Annotated in this window: 12 protein-coding genes and 3 pseudogenes; 12 read left to right on the top strand and 3 right to left on the bottom strand. The window is 55.7% G+C overall.

The window, feature by feature from the left end:
- Together G9463_RS13320 and G9463_RS13315 are read left to right on the top strand one after the other, a co-directional pair.
- Positions 1-398: pseudogene (locus tag G9463_RS13320) on the top strand (hypothetical protein); the annotation flags it as partial.
- A 120-nt stretch (positions 399-518) separates the two neighbouring features.
- Complete coding sequence (locus G9463_RS13315; RefSeq protein WP_165896952.1) at positions 519-782, top strand: hypothetical protein; 264 nt, start codon at positions 519-521, stop codon at positions 780-782.
- A gap of 431 nt (positions 783-1,213) precedes the next feature.
- On the opposite strand, the pseudogene G9463_RS13310 reads toward G9463_RS13315, so the two are convergent.
- Positions 1,214-1,360 (bottom strand): annotated as a pseudogene (locus tag G9463_RS13310) (ISH3 family transposase); the annotation flags it as partial.
- Positions 1,361-1,396: 36 nt separating this feature from the next.
- Between G9463_RS13310 and G9463_RS13305 the strand changes: the two are divergent.
- Positions 1,397-1,900, top strand: a pseudogene (locus tag G9463_RS13305) (hypothetical protein); the annotation flags it as partial.
- Between the two features lie 34 nt (positions 1,901-1,934).
- Here the strand turns inward: G9463_RS13305 and G9463_RS13300 are convergent.
- The gene (locus tag G9463_RS13300) at positions 1,935-3,050 is read right to left on the bottom strand and encodes a hypothetical protein (protein WP_165896951.1); all 1,116 of its coding nucleotides are present in this window, start codon (positions 3,048-3,050) and stop codon (positions 1,935-1,937) included.
- Between the two features lie 121 nt (positions 3,051-3,171).
- Between G9463_RS13300 and G9463_RS13295 the strand changes: the two genes are divergently transcribed.
- Positions 3,172-3,930 carry a hypothetical protein gene (locus G9463_RS13295; RefSeq protein WP_193569622.1) on the top strand — a complete coding sequence of 253 codons (759 nt, stop codon included), beginning with the start codon at positions 3,172-3,174 and terminating at the stop codon, positions 3,928-3,930.
- 7 nt (positions 3,931-3,937) lie between these two features.
- Here G9463_RS13295 and G9463_RS13290 read toward each other — a convergent pair whose 3' ends face one another.
- Positions 3,938-4,624 carry a hypothetical protein gene (locus tag G9463_RS13290; protein WP_165896950.1) on the bottom strand — a complete coding sequence of 229 codons (687 nt, stop codon included), beginning with the start codon at positions 4,622-4,624 and terminating at the stop codon, positions 3,938-3,940.
- A 181-nt stretch (positions 4,625-4,805) separates the two neighbouring features.
- Between G9463_RS13290 and G9463_RS13285 the strand changes: the two genes are divergently transcribed.
- The 8 genes from G9463_RS13285 to G9463_RS13250 all read left to right on the top strand — a co-directional run bounded on the left by G9463_RS13285 (position 4,806) and on the right by G9463_RS13250 (position 15,935).
- Entirely contained in the window at positions 4,806-5,990 is a 1,185-nt protein-coding gene (locus G9463_RS13285; RefSeq protein ID WP_165896949.1) for a DNA repair exonuclease, read from the top strand.
- The gene (locus G9463_RS13280; protein WP_165896948.1) at positions 5,987-9,256 is read left to right on the top strand and encodes an AAA family ATPase; all 3,270 of its coding nucleotides are present in this window, start codon (positions 5,987-5,989) and stop codon (positions 9,254-9,256) included. The genes G9463_RS13285 and G9463_RS13280 overlap by 4 nt, the downstream gene beginning before the upstream one ends.
- Entirely contained in the window at positions 9,256-10,542 is a 1,287-nt protein-coding gene (locus tag G9463_RS13275) for a DNA double-strand break repair nuclease NurA (RefSeq protein ID WP_165896947.1), read from the top strand. The genes G9463_RS13280 and G9463_RS13275 overlap by 1 nt, the downstream gene beginning before the upstream one ends.
- Positions 10,542-12,422 (top strand): ATP-binding protein, encoded by a 1,881-nt coding sequence (locus tag G9463_RS13270; protein ID WP_165896946.1) that lies wholly within the window; start codon positions 10,542-10,544, stop codon positions 12,420-12,422. The genes G9463_RS13275 and G9463_RS13270 overlap by 1 nt, the downstream gene beginning before the upstream one ends.
- Positions 12,423-12,483: 61 nt before the next feature.
- Positions 12,484-12,696 (top strand): KTSC domain-containing protein, encoded by a 213-nt coding sequence (locus G9463_RS24535; protein ID WP_165896945.1) that lies wholly within the window; start codon positions 12,484-12,486, stop codon positions 12,694-12,696.
- Positions 12,697-12,748: 52 nt separating this feature from the next.
- On the top strand, positions 12,749-14,635 hold the full coding sequence (locus G9463_RS13260) for an AAA family ATPase (protein ID WP_165896944.1): 1,887 nt from the start codon (positions 12,749-12,751) through the stop codon (positions 14,633-14,635).
- 436 nt (positions 14,636-15,071) lie between these two features.
- Positions 15,072-15,335, top strand: a complete 264-nt coding sequence (locus G9463_RS13255; RefSeq protein WP_165896943.1) for a hypothetical protein — start codon at positions 15,072-15,074, stop codon at positions 15,333-15,335.
- Between the two features lie 135 nt (positions 15,336-15,470).
- Complete coding sequence (locus G9463_RS13250; protein ID WP_240150037.1) at positions 15,471-15,935, top strand: hypothetical protein; 465 nt, start codon at positions 15,471-15,473, stop codon at positions 15,933-15,935.
- The last annotated feature ends 151 nt before the right edge of the window (positions 15,936-16,086 follow it).

Here is a 16,086-nt window from a genome sequence, read left to right as displayed (position 1 = left end):
CGCTCCGCTACCCTGTCGAGATGCCGGATATCGACATCCCGGCAACCGTCCATCTGAGTCCAAATGACATCTCGCTCGGTCTTGAGGCAGCGGATATGCTTGCCGACCGGTTTGACCTCTCTGTTGACTCCGATACCGGAGAAATGCAGTTCGCCGCAGACGGTGACACTGACAGCATGACCTACCGGTGGGACGACACGGATCTCATCGCCTTCGAGCCTGCGGATGTCGAAGTGAAACTTGACTCGTCGCTGGTCAAATCGGCGAATGCTGGCCTGCCAGACGGCACGAATCGGGTTCTCCATATCGGAGACTCAGTCCCGCTTGTGCTGAAATCGGAGTTCCCCGACGCCGATGGAGCGATGCAATTCGTGATCGCGCCGAAGCTCCCGAACTGACTCGGCTCCCCGTGGTTTTGCGGAAACGGTGGTGTGTCTTAACCAACACCGACCGCCATACTTCGCAGTTGTTGGTTAGCGCTAATTTTGTGTCTCCCGGTCAGGTGAAGGATTTCCTCTATGGACCCGACTGAAACAGTTCCAGACTACGAGCGCTTCGAGCGTGAACAGATCGCCCAAGACTGTGACCGGCAGCGTCCCGATACCGTCGAGATCGACGAGCCACGAGGGCGTGAGGTGGTTACCAGTCTGCTTGACGAGGGCGTCGTTGAGCCAATTCCAGAACACGAAGTCTTGCAGCACGTTCCGTCCGGACAGTGTTTCGACTCCGACGTGGCGCTGGTGTACTTCCACAAGGGCTGGGAAGCCGCCAAGGACAAGTAGCCGGCACAACTCTTTCTCTCAGACTGTCAGGTGGACAGAGAGAGCCACAGAACTATTTATTAGGTGTTATTTTCACCACCATTCAAAAGAATCAGCCGTTAAAATGCGTTTGCGAACTTTTAGCAAAACGAGTGACAAAGCCTATTCAAGTATCGCTTCAACGGTGCTGTATGATTGAGCGGCAAGAACGGAACATACGGCGAGACGGAGCCCTCTTTCTGCTCGGCTTCGCTGGTATAATCTCAGCACCTCACAAAGCATCCTCGGCTAGCGGTTTCTGAAGCCTGAGTTCTGTGTCGGAGCAGTTGCACTGACGGTCTCGACGAGAGAATCATAGACGAATCGACGGAGAGCTGTCGCTGTCGGCGGCGATCAGCCGCCGACGCGACAGCGTCGCCACTCACATCGCTGGCTAGCCCGGTCGGGAGTAACCGGTGGAACCGGTCGTCTGGCGGTCGGTTCGCGGGGACGGCCCGACGCGTCGCAAGGGCCGTCCACGCTGCCCGACACAGCATATTGATGAACTCTTCGAACGACCACGGCCAGAGGCGACGGCCGCCACGGCGGGGCGTCGCCAGACCGTCTCTAGGTCGAACTTCATCCGGGAACGATAGAACCCGATCTTCAGTTACGTGGCCCGCCGAATGCTCACCGAACAACCGTGGACCGACGGGAATGGCACGATCGAAGACGTCCGCCGCATTGTCCGCGAATTCTACAACGAAGCCGGTCGAGAGCAACCTGAGTACTTCCCCGCCGACGAGCCAGCCGAGAAGACGTACGACACCGGGCGGTTGAAGTGGCAGCGAGATATCCAAGGCGGCCGTGTCACGTTCAAGTCAGAGCCGAATGCCATCACAGCCGACTTCGACCGCGAAGAGTATGAGGTGTACGACTACGAGAAGCGTCTCCCCAAACGGTTCATGTCCGAGAAATCGTCCACAAGCGTCTACATCGGCGCACCTGAGGGATTCGCTGAGTGGATCGGGTATTCTGTCACCGAACTCCTAAACGGGGCGGCCGAAACCGGCACGGACACCGAACAGTCAGCCACCATGGAAGACACGTCGGATACGGACAACTCAGGCGGATTCTTTTCTCGGCTGTTCGGGGACTAATCTCGTCGATTCCCTGTCCGACTCTCGCGGGAGACTACACGAGCTCTATCGCCTGCTCGGTCAGTTGGTAGCGATACGCTGGTCGGACAAACACGATCTGCCCGTAGTTTTCCGATTTCGTGACCTCTTCAGAGGACTCAATCGCTTCGACAGCCGTATTGAGTCGGTCCACTGGGTCTCCGGACCGTAGAAAGTCAATGACTTGCTCTGGTTCGATACCGAACTCCGCAGCGAGGATACTTCGGATTGTCCGCCCAGCACCGTCAGCGACGGCGACAGACGGTGCCGAGGCACGGGATTGCGGCCCGTCCCGCTCCACAGCATCCTCAGAAAGCGCCGTGACCTGCAGTTCATCGTCGATATGCGCGATGAGGGCCTTCAGATTCGCTTCAGCTTCCTCAGTCACATGACCGTTCACGATGTCGTCAAGCCGCTCGCTAATCGCAAAGACGTCCGGCCCGGGCGGCGCTGTCTGCGCAAGGATTCCGATATCCACGAGATGATTGAGTACCGTCCTCGGTTGGTACTCGATATTGACATCAAGCGAGTCAATCATCTCCGCTCGTTTGATACCCTCGTCCTCGGAACCAATTCCCGCCTTGTAGAACGCCTTTGCAACGCTTACCTGATCGTCGACACTGTGTGTATTCCCCTTTCGTTCCCTGATATATCGCACCAAGCGGTCGAAATCTGTGTCGTCATCCTCGTCAATCGTGAGCGTGTCTCTGACTGTGTCTGGAAGTTCTGGACGCGGCGCATCACGGTGCCGCTGGGCTTTCTCCGACAGGCGCGTGTTCTCGTAGAGGGCACGCGCGACGGGGAGCCCACGGAGATAATTGTACTCGTAGAGAATCTCCACACCGTGTTCAGTCAGGCCGTAGAACTGACTGGGGAGATCGCGCGCGTCTTCATTCGGCGGGTACCGATAACAGTCGATAATATCGTTGTCACTGAGAACCTCCAGCTGATCCCGGATTGCGGCCTTGTTCTTCGGCATCATGTACGCCAACTCATCGAGTGAGGGGAGATGCTCTGGGTGGCCAAGGATGAACTGCAGAATCAAGTGTCGCGTCTCTTGGGATAGAAGGTCGTAGATCTGCCGCTGTTCTTCAAATGGGCCGCCACCCTCCGCGGCAGGCGCATCACTCATAATCTCACTTGAGAGTACCTCGGCGACGCGAATAATACTTTGGGTCAACTGGTGTGGTTAATTAGCGGATTAGACACATTGATTAGCAACCTATTTATTCATTCCCCAAGGAGCACACAGTATGGCTGACCCCGGCCCGCCTCCGAATGCAGCGGAGATAATGAAGAGCGTGAACGATGCGCTCCAGGGTCTCGAATTAGAACCTCACGAAACATCGGACATACTGGGGTTCGCCAATCGAGAACTTCCACACCTTCACACTCCCGAAGACTCGTATTTCATCCTCGGCAGCTACCGTGACCCATACATTCGACGGCTCCGTATCGTCCAGAACGAACTGGACAAGCGACTCGGTACATACCCGTTCCTGATGGGCGATCTCCCAGAATTCGATATCGACCGTCTCCCCGTCTTCCGCATTCGATTCACACTCCTCGCTGCGCACGCCGACACTATTGTCGCAGTGTATGAACAGGACGCCGGCGGCGAAATCACCGAACTCGGAAAGATCAGCACGACACCATACTTCGACAAATCCTACGTGCTACCGCGGGACTACGCGTGGATGACCGAACAGAACCTCGACACAGAAGCAGACGTCATCGCCGCTGCCGCGACTATCTACTTCAACAATGATCTCGACGAAGCTACCACCGAAGAAGAGCTGGACTCGCTCGTCACAGCGGCGAAAAAGAACGATATCGATCTTGCGACATCAGACATCATAGAGCGACTTGAAGATAGAGACGACGGCGAAGACGCTCCAGTTTCATACAGTTGGGTGCATCTCAACGAATTCCGCCTCTTTGAGCTCCACAATCGATGCTTCGCTTGGTCCAGCCCAGATGGTCTACGCGATCTCGTAGATGAAGTTCCGTAGTACTGGGTCAGTGATGATTTTGGTATAGGAACGGGTCGTCCCATTCTTGCTCTTCGTCCGCGGCCAGTACTTGATTCAGCGTTTCTACTATCCTATCCACGCCCATCTCGTCGAACTGATCTCTGAGTTCCGTGGCGAGTGGTCGCCATTCAGCACCGTAGATTTTGTTCCATTCTGGCGGGACGAGGATGTCGGCGAACATGTGTCCGTAGTCCTCGTAGTGGTGGTTGCATAGCGGTGCGAGATTCTCCAGTTCTCTGGAGCCTCCATATCGAGGTGGGACCATTCGGACAACATATGAGGCCTCCTCACCGCAGACCAAGCATTGGCCGTCAGTCTTCTCAACTGCATCGTCTCGCTGTTTGGCCGTTACTTGCTTGATTTTACTTTTCGGAGTGGGACGATAGCCACGCGCTCGGATGTGTTGCTCCCGGTCGATAGACGGATACTCACCGCACTCCGGACAGCGCTTCTGTCCACCGTTGCGCCACGATTTACAGTTCGGCCATGAAGCCTTCCCCTCGTCACCAGCATCAAGCGTCTCTGGGGTCAGTTCCGCGCCACAATCGCATGTGTACGGTTCAGGTTCAATACGACCCAGTCCATGCGACTCTGCATTTGCGAGTACGAACACCAGATGCGGCTTCCGATTATGGTGGTGATCTCCCTCTTCAAAATATGTGGTAACGTACATAGTTTGTCTTGTTTCAACCCCCGGACAAAGACGTACTGAAACAGTTCCTGTATCTCAGATTGAAAATAGAAGCGACACTGCCGTCGTTATTTCTGATCGACACTTAGAACCTCTTTAGCTTCACCTTGGTTGCCATACGTTATTGTACCCTCCGCTGTCAGGTTACAGTAATTCGGTACCAATGACTAAGATCCTCCATCTAAGTGACACACATCTCGGCAATCGACAATACGGAAGCGATACTCGTAGAGATGATTTCACGCGCGCGTTCGATGCCGCCATCGACCGAGCACTCGATGAGAACGTCGATGCGGTTATTCACACCGGCGACCTGTTTCATCGCCGAACACCGTCACTTCCCATCGTCACAGACTGTATCGAGATCCTCAGGAAACTCGCCGATGAGGATATCCCGTTCTATGGAATCGTCGGAAACCACGACCGGAAAATGGATCAACAGTGGCTCGATCTCATCCGCGAAACAGGAACCGCAAAGCGACTTAACCAAACCCCAACGATGGTCAACGATGACGTTGCCCTCTACGGAATCGACGCTGTCACCAAACCTGCTTGGCACGCAGCAGACTTCACACTCGAAGACCCACCGAATCCTGACGCGTTCCGACTGCTGGGTATGCACCAACTCTTTGAGCCACTTGTACCAGAGTTCTACGCAGACCACGACCTGACCGAAGTTCTTGAGCGAGTGGATATCGACCTTGACGCGCTCGCGCTCGGGGACTACCACAAGACGGAGAGCCGCATCGTCAATGGTGTTCCAGCGTGGTATGCCGGGTCAACCGAGCGCTGCGCGACAGACGAAATCGAACCACGAACCGTCAACCTCCTCGAAATCGAAGATGGAGACTTCGACCGCCGAGAAATCGAACTCGATACCCGGGAGTTCGAGTCGATCCGTGTCGAATTCGACGACGATGATAGCCACGGGTACGCCCGCGATGAACTTGACCGGCACCAGCTTGATGCCAAAGTCGCCATTGTGACGCTCACTGGTGAACGAACACCCGTCACATCAAGCGACGTGTACGACATAGCGATAGACAAGGGTGCGGCGGTCTGCAAGGTGGATGACAGTCGTGGCCGCAGACAACTGGATCTGGATGGTGGGCCGCAAGGAGACATCCAGAGCGCGGATAAACTCATCGAGGAGAAGCTTACAGACCAGAATCTGAGTGACATCGCCACTGATGTCGAAGCACGAGTTCGGACAGACGACGACCTCGCACAGACAGCCATCGACGACACCATGGAAGCACTAATCAAGGAGGCCCAAGCGGACGCCTTCGATGAGCGTGACGCTGAGCCCGGTCTGGATGACACGGACACGAAGGTGAGCGAAGAATGAAGATTGAAGCACTCACGCTGCAGAACATCCGGAGTTACGAGGATCAAACAGTCGAATTCCCCGATGGAACCATCCTCATTCGAGGCGACAACGGTGCCGGGAAGACATCCCTCCTGATGGGGATTTTCGGCGGGCTATTCCTCTCGAAGATTCGGAACGTCGGAACGAACGACTTCAATCTCGATGATTTAGTCCGGCGCGGTGAAGACAAGGGCGTCGTAGAACTGGTCTTCGAGATTGACGGGACAGAGTTCACTGTGACCTGGGTGTTGTACACGACGAGCACCCAGAACAGTGCGACGTTGGACTCCGAGTCGTTCTCGGATCCAGTAACCGGCATCGAAGACGTCCGGGAAGAGGTGATTGGGTTACTCGGGATGGATGAAGACGACTTCTCCAGTTCTGTCTACGTCAAGCAAGGCGAAATCGACCGTCTCATCGAAGCGGGTGACCGCGCGGAGATGATCGACAGCCTCCTCGGATTAGACGAACTTGACGAGCACATCGAACGGATGAAGGCGGCACGCCGCGGTGCCGGTCGCGTCCAGGACCAGAACAAAACGAGTCGGGAGAACTACCAAAAGGACCTCGATAATATCGGGAAAACGGAAGCTGAGTACGAAGACGAAATCCACTCGCTCACCGACAACATCGCCAACCTCGAAGCAGATATCGAGGAAATCGAGGAGTTCATTGACGAGTTGAAAAATCACCGAACCAGCATCAAGAGCGGCATCGAAGACTACGAGGACCTGCAGGAACGCAAGGACGAGAAGCAAGAACAGATCGAGGAGACAAAATCGAAGCGGGCTGATCAACAGTCCACCATCGACAAGAGTGAGACCACCATTGAGGAGGCACAGGACGAAATCGACACGCTCGAAAGTGACACCGAAGCCCTCGATACAGCGGTCGAGTACGACCTGAATTCTGCAGAGAACGCGGCGGACGCGAACGAGGTCGTACAGGAATCCTTCTTAAAGGCGACGACGGAACGCAACGATTGCGAGAACGACCTTCAGAACGCCCAGGAAGAACTGGACCGTCTCGAAGACGGCCTCTCTGAGGCCAAGACCGAGCATGAGGACCTCATAGTGGAGCGTGACGACCTGCAGTCGGATTTCGACGACGCTACTGACCGTCTCACCGACGCGGAAGCAGAACGCGAATCGCTCACGACTGAGCGGAACGAGAGCGTGGCTGCGTTCCTCCCCGCGGTTGCTGATGGGGACGAGGTCACAGATGACCACGAGGAAGCGGTCAAGGCGCGGCTTGCAGAGCTCCGCGACGAGCGTGAAGACGTAACCGCGACCAAGCGGGAAGTCACGACGAAGCGCGACCATGCCGAGGAGGACCTCGAAACAGCGCGTGCGGAACTGGAGACGGCAACTGATGACTTCGAGGAGACAGAGTCCGACCTCGAAACGGTGCAGTCCGAACTGGCGACTGCTGAAGATGATCTTACGGCTGCCGAAACGGAGTTCGAAGAGCGTGTCGAGGCGCTCGCGGACCAAGTCTCCGAGTTCGATGTGGAGGTCACAGTTGAGAACTTAGACGAGCTTCGTGACACGGTGGTCCCGGAGCTCATCGAGGACACCAATGCAGACCTGAACGACATCGGGAACGCCATCGCTGGACATCGAAACGATAAGCAGCGCTACAAAGAGGACCTCGCGGAGATCAAGGAACTCGGTGAGCAGGATAAGTGCCCGAAGTGTGGGAAGACTGTTGAGGACGCGCACATCGAGAGTGAGGTTGAGGAGCTGGAAGCTGCGATTGCCGCTGCACAGGAGGCTGTGGAAGACGCCCAGGAGACTGAGGCAGACCTACAGTCACGGAAAGATGAGTTGCAGGCGTTCCGTGAGGACTTGCTGGACACGATCACCTACCGTGACGAGACGCTGGCAACGGCACGAGACGAGGTGGAATCGCTTCGTGACGAGGCGGACGAGCTGCAGTCCTGTATTGAGGAGTTGGAAGACACTATCCAGGACCACGAGTCCACTATCGCAGACTTAGAGGCAAACATCGATGACCTCGAAGAGCAGGAAGCAAGGCTCAATGCGGAACTCTCTGAGGTCAACGACGCCATCGAGACTGGGGAGGATGTCTTAGACGCGTTCGAGCAGGTGGCCGACCAGCAAGAAACGGTGACCGATCTCGAGGACGAGATTAGCGATATCGAGAGAGATATCGAGGACATCAACAACGATCTCGCAGACGTTGAAGGGGAAATCGAGGGGCTGGAAGATGCTATTGAAGAACAGGAGACTGTCGTTGGCGACTGTGAGGCTGCACTTGAAGCTGCTGAGGAGCGCGTCGGAGAGGTCGAAGCTGTTCAGGAAACCGTTGAAGACGCGGTTGGGATGTACGATACGATCAGGGAGTTACGGACGACGATTGAGCAGGAACAACAAGCCATCCAGCACGCTCGTGATCGGATTGACGACCTGAACGGTCAGATCGCTCGCCTCCAAGATGAAAAGGAAGACATCGAAGAGCAACTCGGCGACGAAGATGTCGAAGACCTGCGTGAGGACTTAGAGCGCGTCAACACTCGGATTGAGCAGCGTCAGGAGACGCGCGACGAGTACCAACAGGACCTACAGGAGACACGTGACGAGCGCACACGGCTCGAAACGGAGCTTGAATCGTTGCGTGAGACGAAGGCGCAGATCGAACTGTACGAGGACAAAGAGCAGTGGGCAAAGAAAGTCTACGACGAGCTTGACGCGGTTATCTCGGTCTATGAAAGCACGAAATCCGATCTCCGCGAGCAGTACCTCGCCTACATCAACGAGTACACGAACGACATCTTCAAAGAGATCTACAAGAACAGCAGCTACCAGCAGGTCATCATCGAAGAGACGTACGACGACCGGCGAGACAGCTACGAATACGACATCCGGCTGCTCCGTGACGACGGAACGACCGAAGACCCGAGCAACGCGAGCGGTGGCGAGCGCGCTATCGTGAACCTCGCGCTGCGCGCCGGGATCTACAAACTCATCGCCGAACTGCACGGCGGGAACCGCGGGCAACTCCCACCGTTCATTCTTGACGAGCCGACGACGTTCCTGGACGAAGGGCACGTCGGGCAACTCGAACAGATGCTGACGACCATCAAGGAGTGGGATGTCCCGCAAATCATCGTTGTCTCCCATGATGAAGCCCTCATCCACGGGGCCGATCACGAATGCCACGTGACCATCGACGAGTCGGACAACACGAGTCAGATCACGATGCGCACCGCGGGGGCTGATTGATGGACACGAACGCACTCAGCATCGTCGAAGATATCTTTGACCATATCGACACGAACATTCCGCGCGATGTCACCCCGCAAGCCAACTACGCCCGCCGGCTCTTCGAACACCTCTCACGGGACGGTGGATGCGTCACCACACTCGGTAAGCCGACCTACCAGAAGACGCGGATCGACGAACTCGGCACGTGGACCGGCGACCCATGGGGGGCACCGACCTATGGACTCGATGCCAGCACCACTCGCCCGTTGGAGTTCAACAACGGACTCATCGTCGACACCGCGTACGCCAAGCTCGGCGTCGCCAGCGCTGACACCGATAAGAGAATCGAGGAGACCGGCACTGTAGAAACGGTCGTGTACCTCGCAGACAGCGAAAGCACGCTCCATGCTGAACAGTTCGAAGCCGATCGCGTCACCGGCGAAGTCGTGCAGTTCCCGCCGACAGATCGCTCTGCGACTCTCTCAAAGTCAGTTGCCAGCGCCGCGCAAGGCCTTGCGGAGAGTACTCATGCCGCGGCTCACGTTGACGATCTTGATGGCTTACTGTTCATCGACGGCGCAGTCTACCCGCTTGGCATCCTCTACTGGGTCCTTCTTGACCAAGTCGGCCGCACTACGCCCGCCGGCGCCTGGGACAGGCCCGACGAGATCATTCGGAACTATATCGACGTCATCGACACTCAGTACGAACACGGGTATCCGGTCATCGGCGTCGTGAAGACCTCCACGATCAGTCAACTTCTCGATGCCTTGGACGCGAAACTCGCCGCGAATCACATGACGAACGACCACGGTGGGCAGCTCGATGTCCCGTGGACACGCGATCATCAGTTCGTCGCCGAAGTGTTACGTGACGACAGCCTCGAACACCTCACGTACACGTCGTGGTTCGTCCACAAGCAAGCCCCTGTTGACGGGCAATCGTTTGAACTCTTAGAACCGTACAGCGACAGCCTATCACATGGAGACCCCGCCGACTACCGGCGAGCGTTCTTCTACGTCCGACTCCCGAAAACCGGTGTCGTACTCCGCGTGGAAACACCGCGGCTCATGATCGACGACGAACAGACCCGCAACCAGATCCAGTACAAAGTCCTGAAGGAGATTGCGCAGACCCAGGATGTCCCACAGGCCGTCGGGCGCGCCGACCGGATCGCCCGGATCAGCCGCGACAACCGTGACACGATCCGGGACTTCCTCACTACCGCCGACTACGCCCACGACTACAACTGGGACGGCCGCTGGAACGACATCGAACAAGCACCCGACACCCAACTCCAATAATGAGCGACAACACCGACGACATCCTCGACCGCGATCCCGTCAGTAACGACGAATCAACGAGTACAGACACCGGCACCGACGAACCCACCGACAACGAGACGGACACAACAGGCATGGATACCGACGAACAGACCACCGTCCCAGAAACAACGGTTCCGAACTCGCTTACTGACGCCGACGAGGACGAACTCGGCCACGTCGTCGCCAGCGAAGAAATCCACGTCACGCGCAGCGACTACAAAGTCAACGCGTTCGTAAAAACTGACTGCCGTGATGACGTCCGTGTCGGCGACTACGTCCAAATCCCATACCCTGAGTCAGACTCAACCGAGCAAGTTGACGAACTGTTCGCCGTCGTCGATGGGCTCCGATACGAACCCTACACGGAACTCGACGACAAATCGGACACGCACAACCGAATCGCGTCAGTCCACGCCCTTGACGAGACAGAGTTCGTCCTCGTCGCTGAACTCGAACCCATCGCAATCATCTCCTCAACCGATGACGGACTCGAACGCAGCATCGTCAACAAAATCCCGAAACCCAACACGCCTGTCTCGTTCTCCCTTGACGAGGAGTACCTTCGCACCGGCCTAAACATCCCACAAGACGGTGTGTTTGCCGGCTACCTGTCCGTTGGCGGTGACCGCATGACCGTTGACGGCGACCCGCTCCCCTACTTCATCAACAACCCCGGTATCGACCCTGTGACCGACGAAATTGAGTCCGGCGAACCCGCAATCTTCCGGCACACACTCGTCGCCGGATCCACCGGGAAAGGGAAAACACACTTCACGAAGAACCTACTCCGACAGTTCGCCACAAACAAGCGGTACCCGATGGAGAACCACCAGACTGGCGACACCGAACACAGCCGCCTCAACCTCGTCATCCTCGATCCAGAAAACGAGTACTCCGAAATGCGGAACGGTAACCCCGAACTTCGTAACGAGGACGAACTCGTTCAGCGGCTCGAACGGCAAGGCATCGAGGTTGGCGGCATCAATAACTTCGAGACATTCATCCCGGACATCGGGAACACCAACGCACCGACAACCGGTGAAAGCCGGAACCTGACGATTCCGTTCTCTCTCGTTGAACACCGTCCGCAACTCCTCATGCCGTACACACCGACGGAAGTCACGCGCGGAGCTCTCGAAAACTGTACCCAAGCCTACTTTGACGATACTGATGCGCCGACGTACGACGACTTCCTCCAGTACCTCCGCACCAACGAGGACTCGGAGAGCCCCCTCCGCCAGCGGTACAACATCGAGGATGGTACGTGGAGCGCAATCATGCGCCGCGTCACCGACGCTGCCTACCGCGACGTCTTCGACCACGGCACCAACCCCCTTCCCGACGTGTCAAACGCCGTGTTCCGCGAAGGCCAAGTCACCGTCATCCCAACCAGCCACCTCCACGGCGCAAAAGAAGAACTCACCGTCCTCTCTATCCTCTCCTACATCATCGACAACAAAATCGACGACTACAATGTCGATCCCAACGTCAAAGACACTCCACTCCTCGTCGCCGTTGACGAAGCCCACAACTACGTCTCTGACCCCAACACTCTCCGAGAACAATACATCGTCAACCGCGCTCGTGACGCCGTCAAACAAGGCCGTAAAGACAAACTCGGCCTCTTCATGATCACCCAAAACCCCGAAGACATCGACGGCGACATCCTCAAACAAACCAACACCAACATTTTCCTCGGCCTCCGCGAGGAAGTCATCACTAAAGTCCCCTCCATCCCCCGCGGCTACGAACAAGACCTCGAAAAATACGGCAAAGGCCAAGCCGTCATCAAAGCCCCAGATGTCGAAGCCGTCGAAGTCAAAGGGCTTCCTTACTGCCTCACCCAACACAGCAACTGAGGCTAGACGAATCGTCATTTAATGGATAGAAATAAATGACTATTCTGCCACATTATGCAGTATGAAGCGGGTCCCCGTCTCCTCAAGTAATCTCAGCAGCGTAGGGTACGACGAGTCGAGCCAAGTTCTAGAGATCGAGTTCCACGGTGAAAGAGTCTACCAGTATTTCGATGTCCCCAAACGAATCCACCAAGAACTCATGAACGCTAATTCGCACGGGAAATACTTCCATCGGAATATCGAAGATGAATATCGCTACGATCAGATAAAATGATGCGCAGCAATTTAGTGCGTGTCCAAGATACTCGAGTCGAGAGGGCGGAGCCATGAGTGACGGACGAACTCATGTCTCACGACTCTCGGTTGAGAACATCGGGAAATTTGAGGACTTAACACTCCAGCTGACCCCGTTCACACTCTTGGTAGGCCCTAACGACGCCGGAAAAACCACTCTCTTGGAGGCATTACAGACTGTATGCGATCATTCGAGTCTGGACATTAAGCAGATCCGGCGTGATGTGACACGAGACACTGGAAGAGCACCCGACGCCTCAATCGAGGCGATCATTGAAAACCCGCCGGACGACCTGGCAGATCGTGCCAATCTTGAGGAGGGCGATGCTGCAGGGCTGAAGATCGAATGGGAAGTAACTGGAGATTCAGAAGAAGATGTCTATTTGGAGTCCCCAGACCACTCTCTGAGAGAGCGGGTTCCCGAAGATGAACGGCTCCACGAATGGGACTATTTAGCGGATGAAGAACGAGAAATCCTGGATGCTTACGATATTGACCCGGGGAGTAACGCCGCTGAGCGGGAAGAACAGTTTGAGGAATTGAAGGCTGAGATCCTCGAAAATCCCGAAGACACCTGTCTTGATTGGGTCTCTTGCGGAACCAGAGAATTCGGTCGTTTAGCTCCAGCCAGTGAGCAAATCGATACCGAGGATGTAGACAGTCCAATCAAGTTACTCTCAAAACTACTCCGTCAAGAAACCAAATCGTTCCTCTATGCCGAGGATGAGGATGGTGAGAAGAGTGGAGTTGATGAGCTTGTCGAAATTGAAGAACAGGCGACGGATGCGCTTAACGAACGACTCGAAAGCCTTTCCGACAGGATGGAGCGATACCTCCCCGGTCTGGACCAGATCACAGTAGATCCTGATTGGAGTTTTGTCAACGGGGCAGATCTCTCCAATATCGTGCTTCGTCGGGATGGTGAACAGATCCCGCTTCAAGAACTGGGTGGCGGAACTAATGCCCGCTCGGCCCTCTCAATGCTTGAATGGAGCGCAGAGGCCAATGAAGGAAAAGAATCTGTTATCCGGACGATGGATGAACCGGATCACCGGCTCCATTTTGACGTCCAACGGAGGCTGATCAATCTTCTCCGGAGCGACATCTCAGATGAAGATAGTTATCTCTCCCAGTGTATCGTCTCAACTCATAGTTTGATTATGGTTGATGGTACTCCCCTACATGAAGTAGTATATCTCCCTGAAGAAGTGGATACGAACGGCGAAAGAGCTCCGCTAGTTTCGAAAGGCGAAGCAGAGGCTGAGGATTTCATGGGCAACATCATGGCAGGTTTAGGACTCTCTGCCAGCTGGGTCTATCTCGAACGAGCAATGATTGTCGTAGAGGGAGCAACTGAACACAAATATATCGAAGAACTATACCACCAAGTCACCGGTAGCACCCTCGTAGAGGATGGAGTCCAAATCTGGGATAGTCAAGGGTGTGGCCATATCGTAAAAACCCTCCAGCGACTTCAGGATAGCGGGCGAGCACGAACGTTCGTTATCTTGGATTCCGATGCAAAAGAGGAGACCTATTCTGAAGATACTCTTGAAGACCATCTTGAAGATATGTACGAAGTCGGAGGTTCGGAACCAGAACTCGTCTGGGTCGGTGATAAGGAACTTGAGGACACATGGGAGAAGGACGACTTAGCCCGACTCGCTGAAGAACACTGGCCGCGTGCAGATGGCAATGACTGGGAGGAAATTCATTTCCAGTCAGTAGACGGGGCAGAGAAACCGAGTGACGAAATCGTTGACACCATTCGAAGTGGCTGCGCGCAGAATATCCAAGACTGCCCCAGTGTGACTAAACCAAACATAGGACTTAAGATGGGGAGATTAGACGATGTGGAACACCCTACCGAGATTGTCGATATTATGGAACATGTTCATGAATACTGTAGCCAGAACTAAGAGAGAAGTATAGGTTTTCTCGTCACTCGTAATACTTAATACTTCGAGCTATTGTCGATCCAGTCTGCGAGCGAAATTCACCACAGTGTGTCGTCCAGCTTGTTCGTCTGTGAGCGTCACCTGCGCTGCGTAATCTAGGTACGGAGTTCTGCAGCCGCGATGATCGGCAACGGAGTCGTATAATGCCTCTTAGAAGATTCCGTCGGCATCACTTTCTGTTCACCTCGTATCGTAGCTTGAGAACACTGCGGCGTCGAAACGCCTCTGACTCGCCGGTCGCAACGGTCAGAAAACCCAGCACGGGATTGAAACCCTGCGTTCCATCGCGATTTTGCGGAAACAGTGGTGTGTCCTAACCAACAGCGACCGCCATACTTCGCAGTTGTTGGTTAGCGCTAATTTTGTGTCTCCCCGGTCGAGTGAGGGATTTTCCTCTATGGACCCGACTGAAACAGTGCCAGACTACGAGCGCTTCGAGCGTGAACAGATCGCACAGGACCGCGACCGGCAGCGTCCCGATACCGTCGAGATCGACGAGCCACGGGGCCGCGAGGTGGTCACCAGTCTGCTTAACGAGGGCGTCGTTGAGCCAATTCCAGAACACGAAGTCTTGCAGCATATTCCGTCCGGACAGTGTCTTGACTCCGACGTGGCGCTGGTGTACTTCCACAAAGGCTGGGAGGCTAGAGGCGAGGAATAGAACTCCATCTCACAAGCTAACCAACACTGAGTGGTTTCTGGGAGCATTATGTTGGTTAGCGGCGACGTTCCTGCTCTGACGCGGCGTATGGGCGCGTCCCGAGAGTTGATACCCCATCGGAATTTCCCCAAGCGTATGGACCGCACTGACTGGCCGACACCCGGCCCGAACGAGCCTGTCCCGGCATGGGACGAGTACCGACAGCTGCGCGAGGCTGTCCACGACTTCCTCGATAACGAGCCAGAGGACCCAACGTGGGCGGACATTTGGAAAGCACTCGGCGCGATCATGGGCGAGTACCAGCGCGATGCGTTTGCCCAAGCCTTCGACCTCGATGCACCTGCCGAGACAGCCTGTATCCGGCGTCTTATCACGGGCGACGCGAGTGCCCCCACTCGCCGCTTGACGCCGACAGCGACCCAAAGGGGCCGCCTCACAGCCCGCCAGCAGACGACCACTCGACACTCTGGCTTGACGATGGCAAGCCGGCGTTGTACTCGATGCACGTCTATCCGGGAAATATCGAGCGATTGGATTCCACAGAGCCGCCCCACAATCTCTGGTTCGACGTCTTCGAGTTCGCTGCGGAGTGGGGACTAGAAGTCTCTGTCCTCCCGAAATCGTGGTACAACCTTGGCTCGGCTGTCCACATCGTTTTCTACGCGCCGGAGCGGTACAGGTAGCCAGCTCACTCTGCTCTCGCTTAGTCAGCCAGTCGATTTTCTGTCCCCCCAGTGGAGGTGCGGGGGCG

It is taken from the genome of Haloarcula sp. JP-Z28 (assembly GCF_011440255.1).
Taxonomy (GTDB): domain Archaea; phylum Halobacteriota; class Halobacteria; order Halobacteriales; family Haloarculaceae; genus Haloarcula; species Haloarcula marismortui.
The sequence above is the reverse complement of the archived record's forward strand: the minus strand, read 5'-3'. Positions and strand labels throughout refer to the sequence as shown.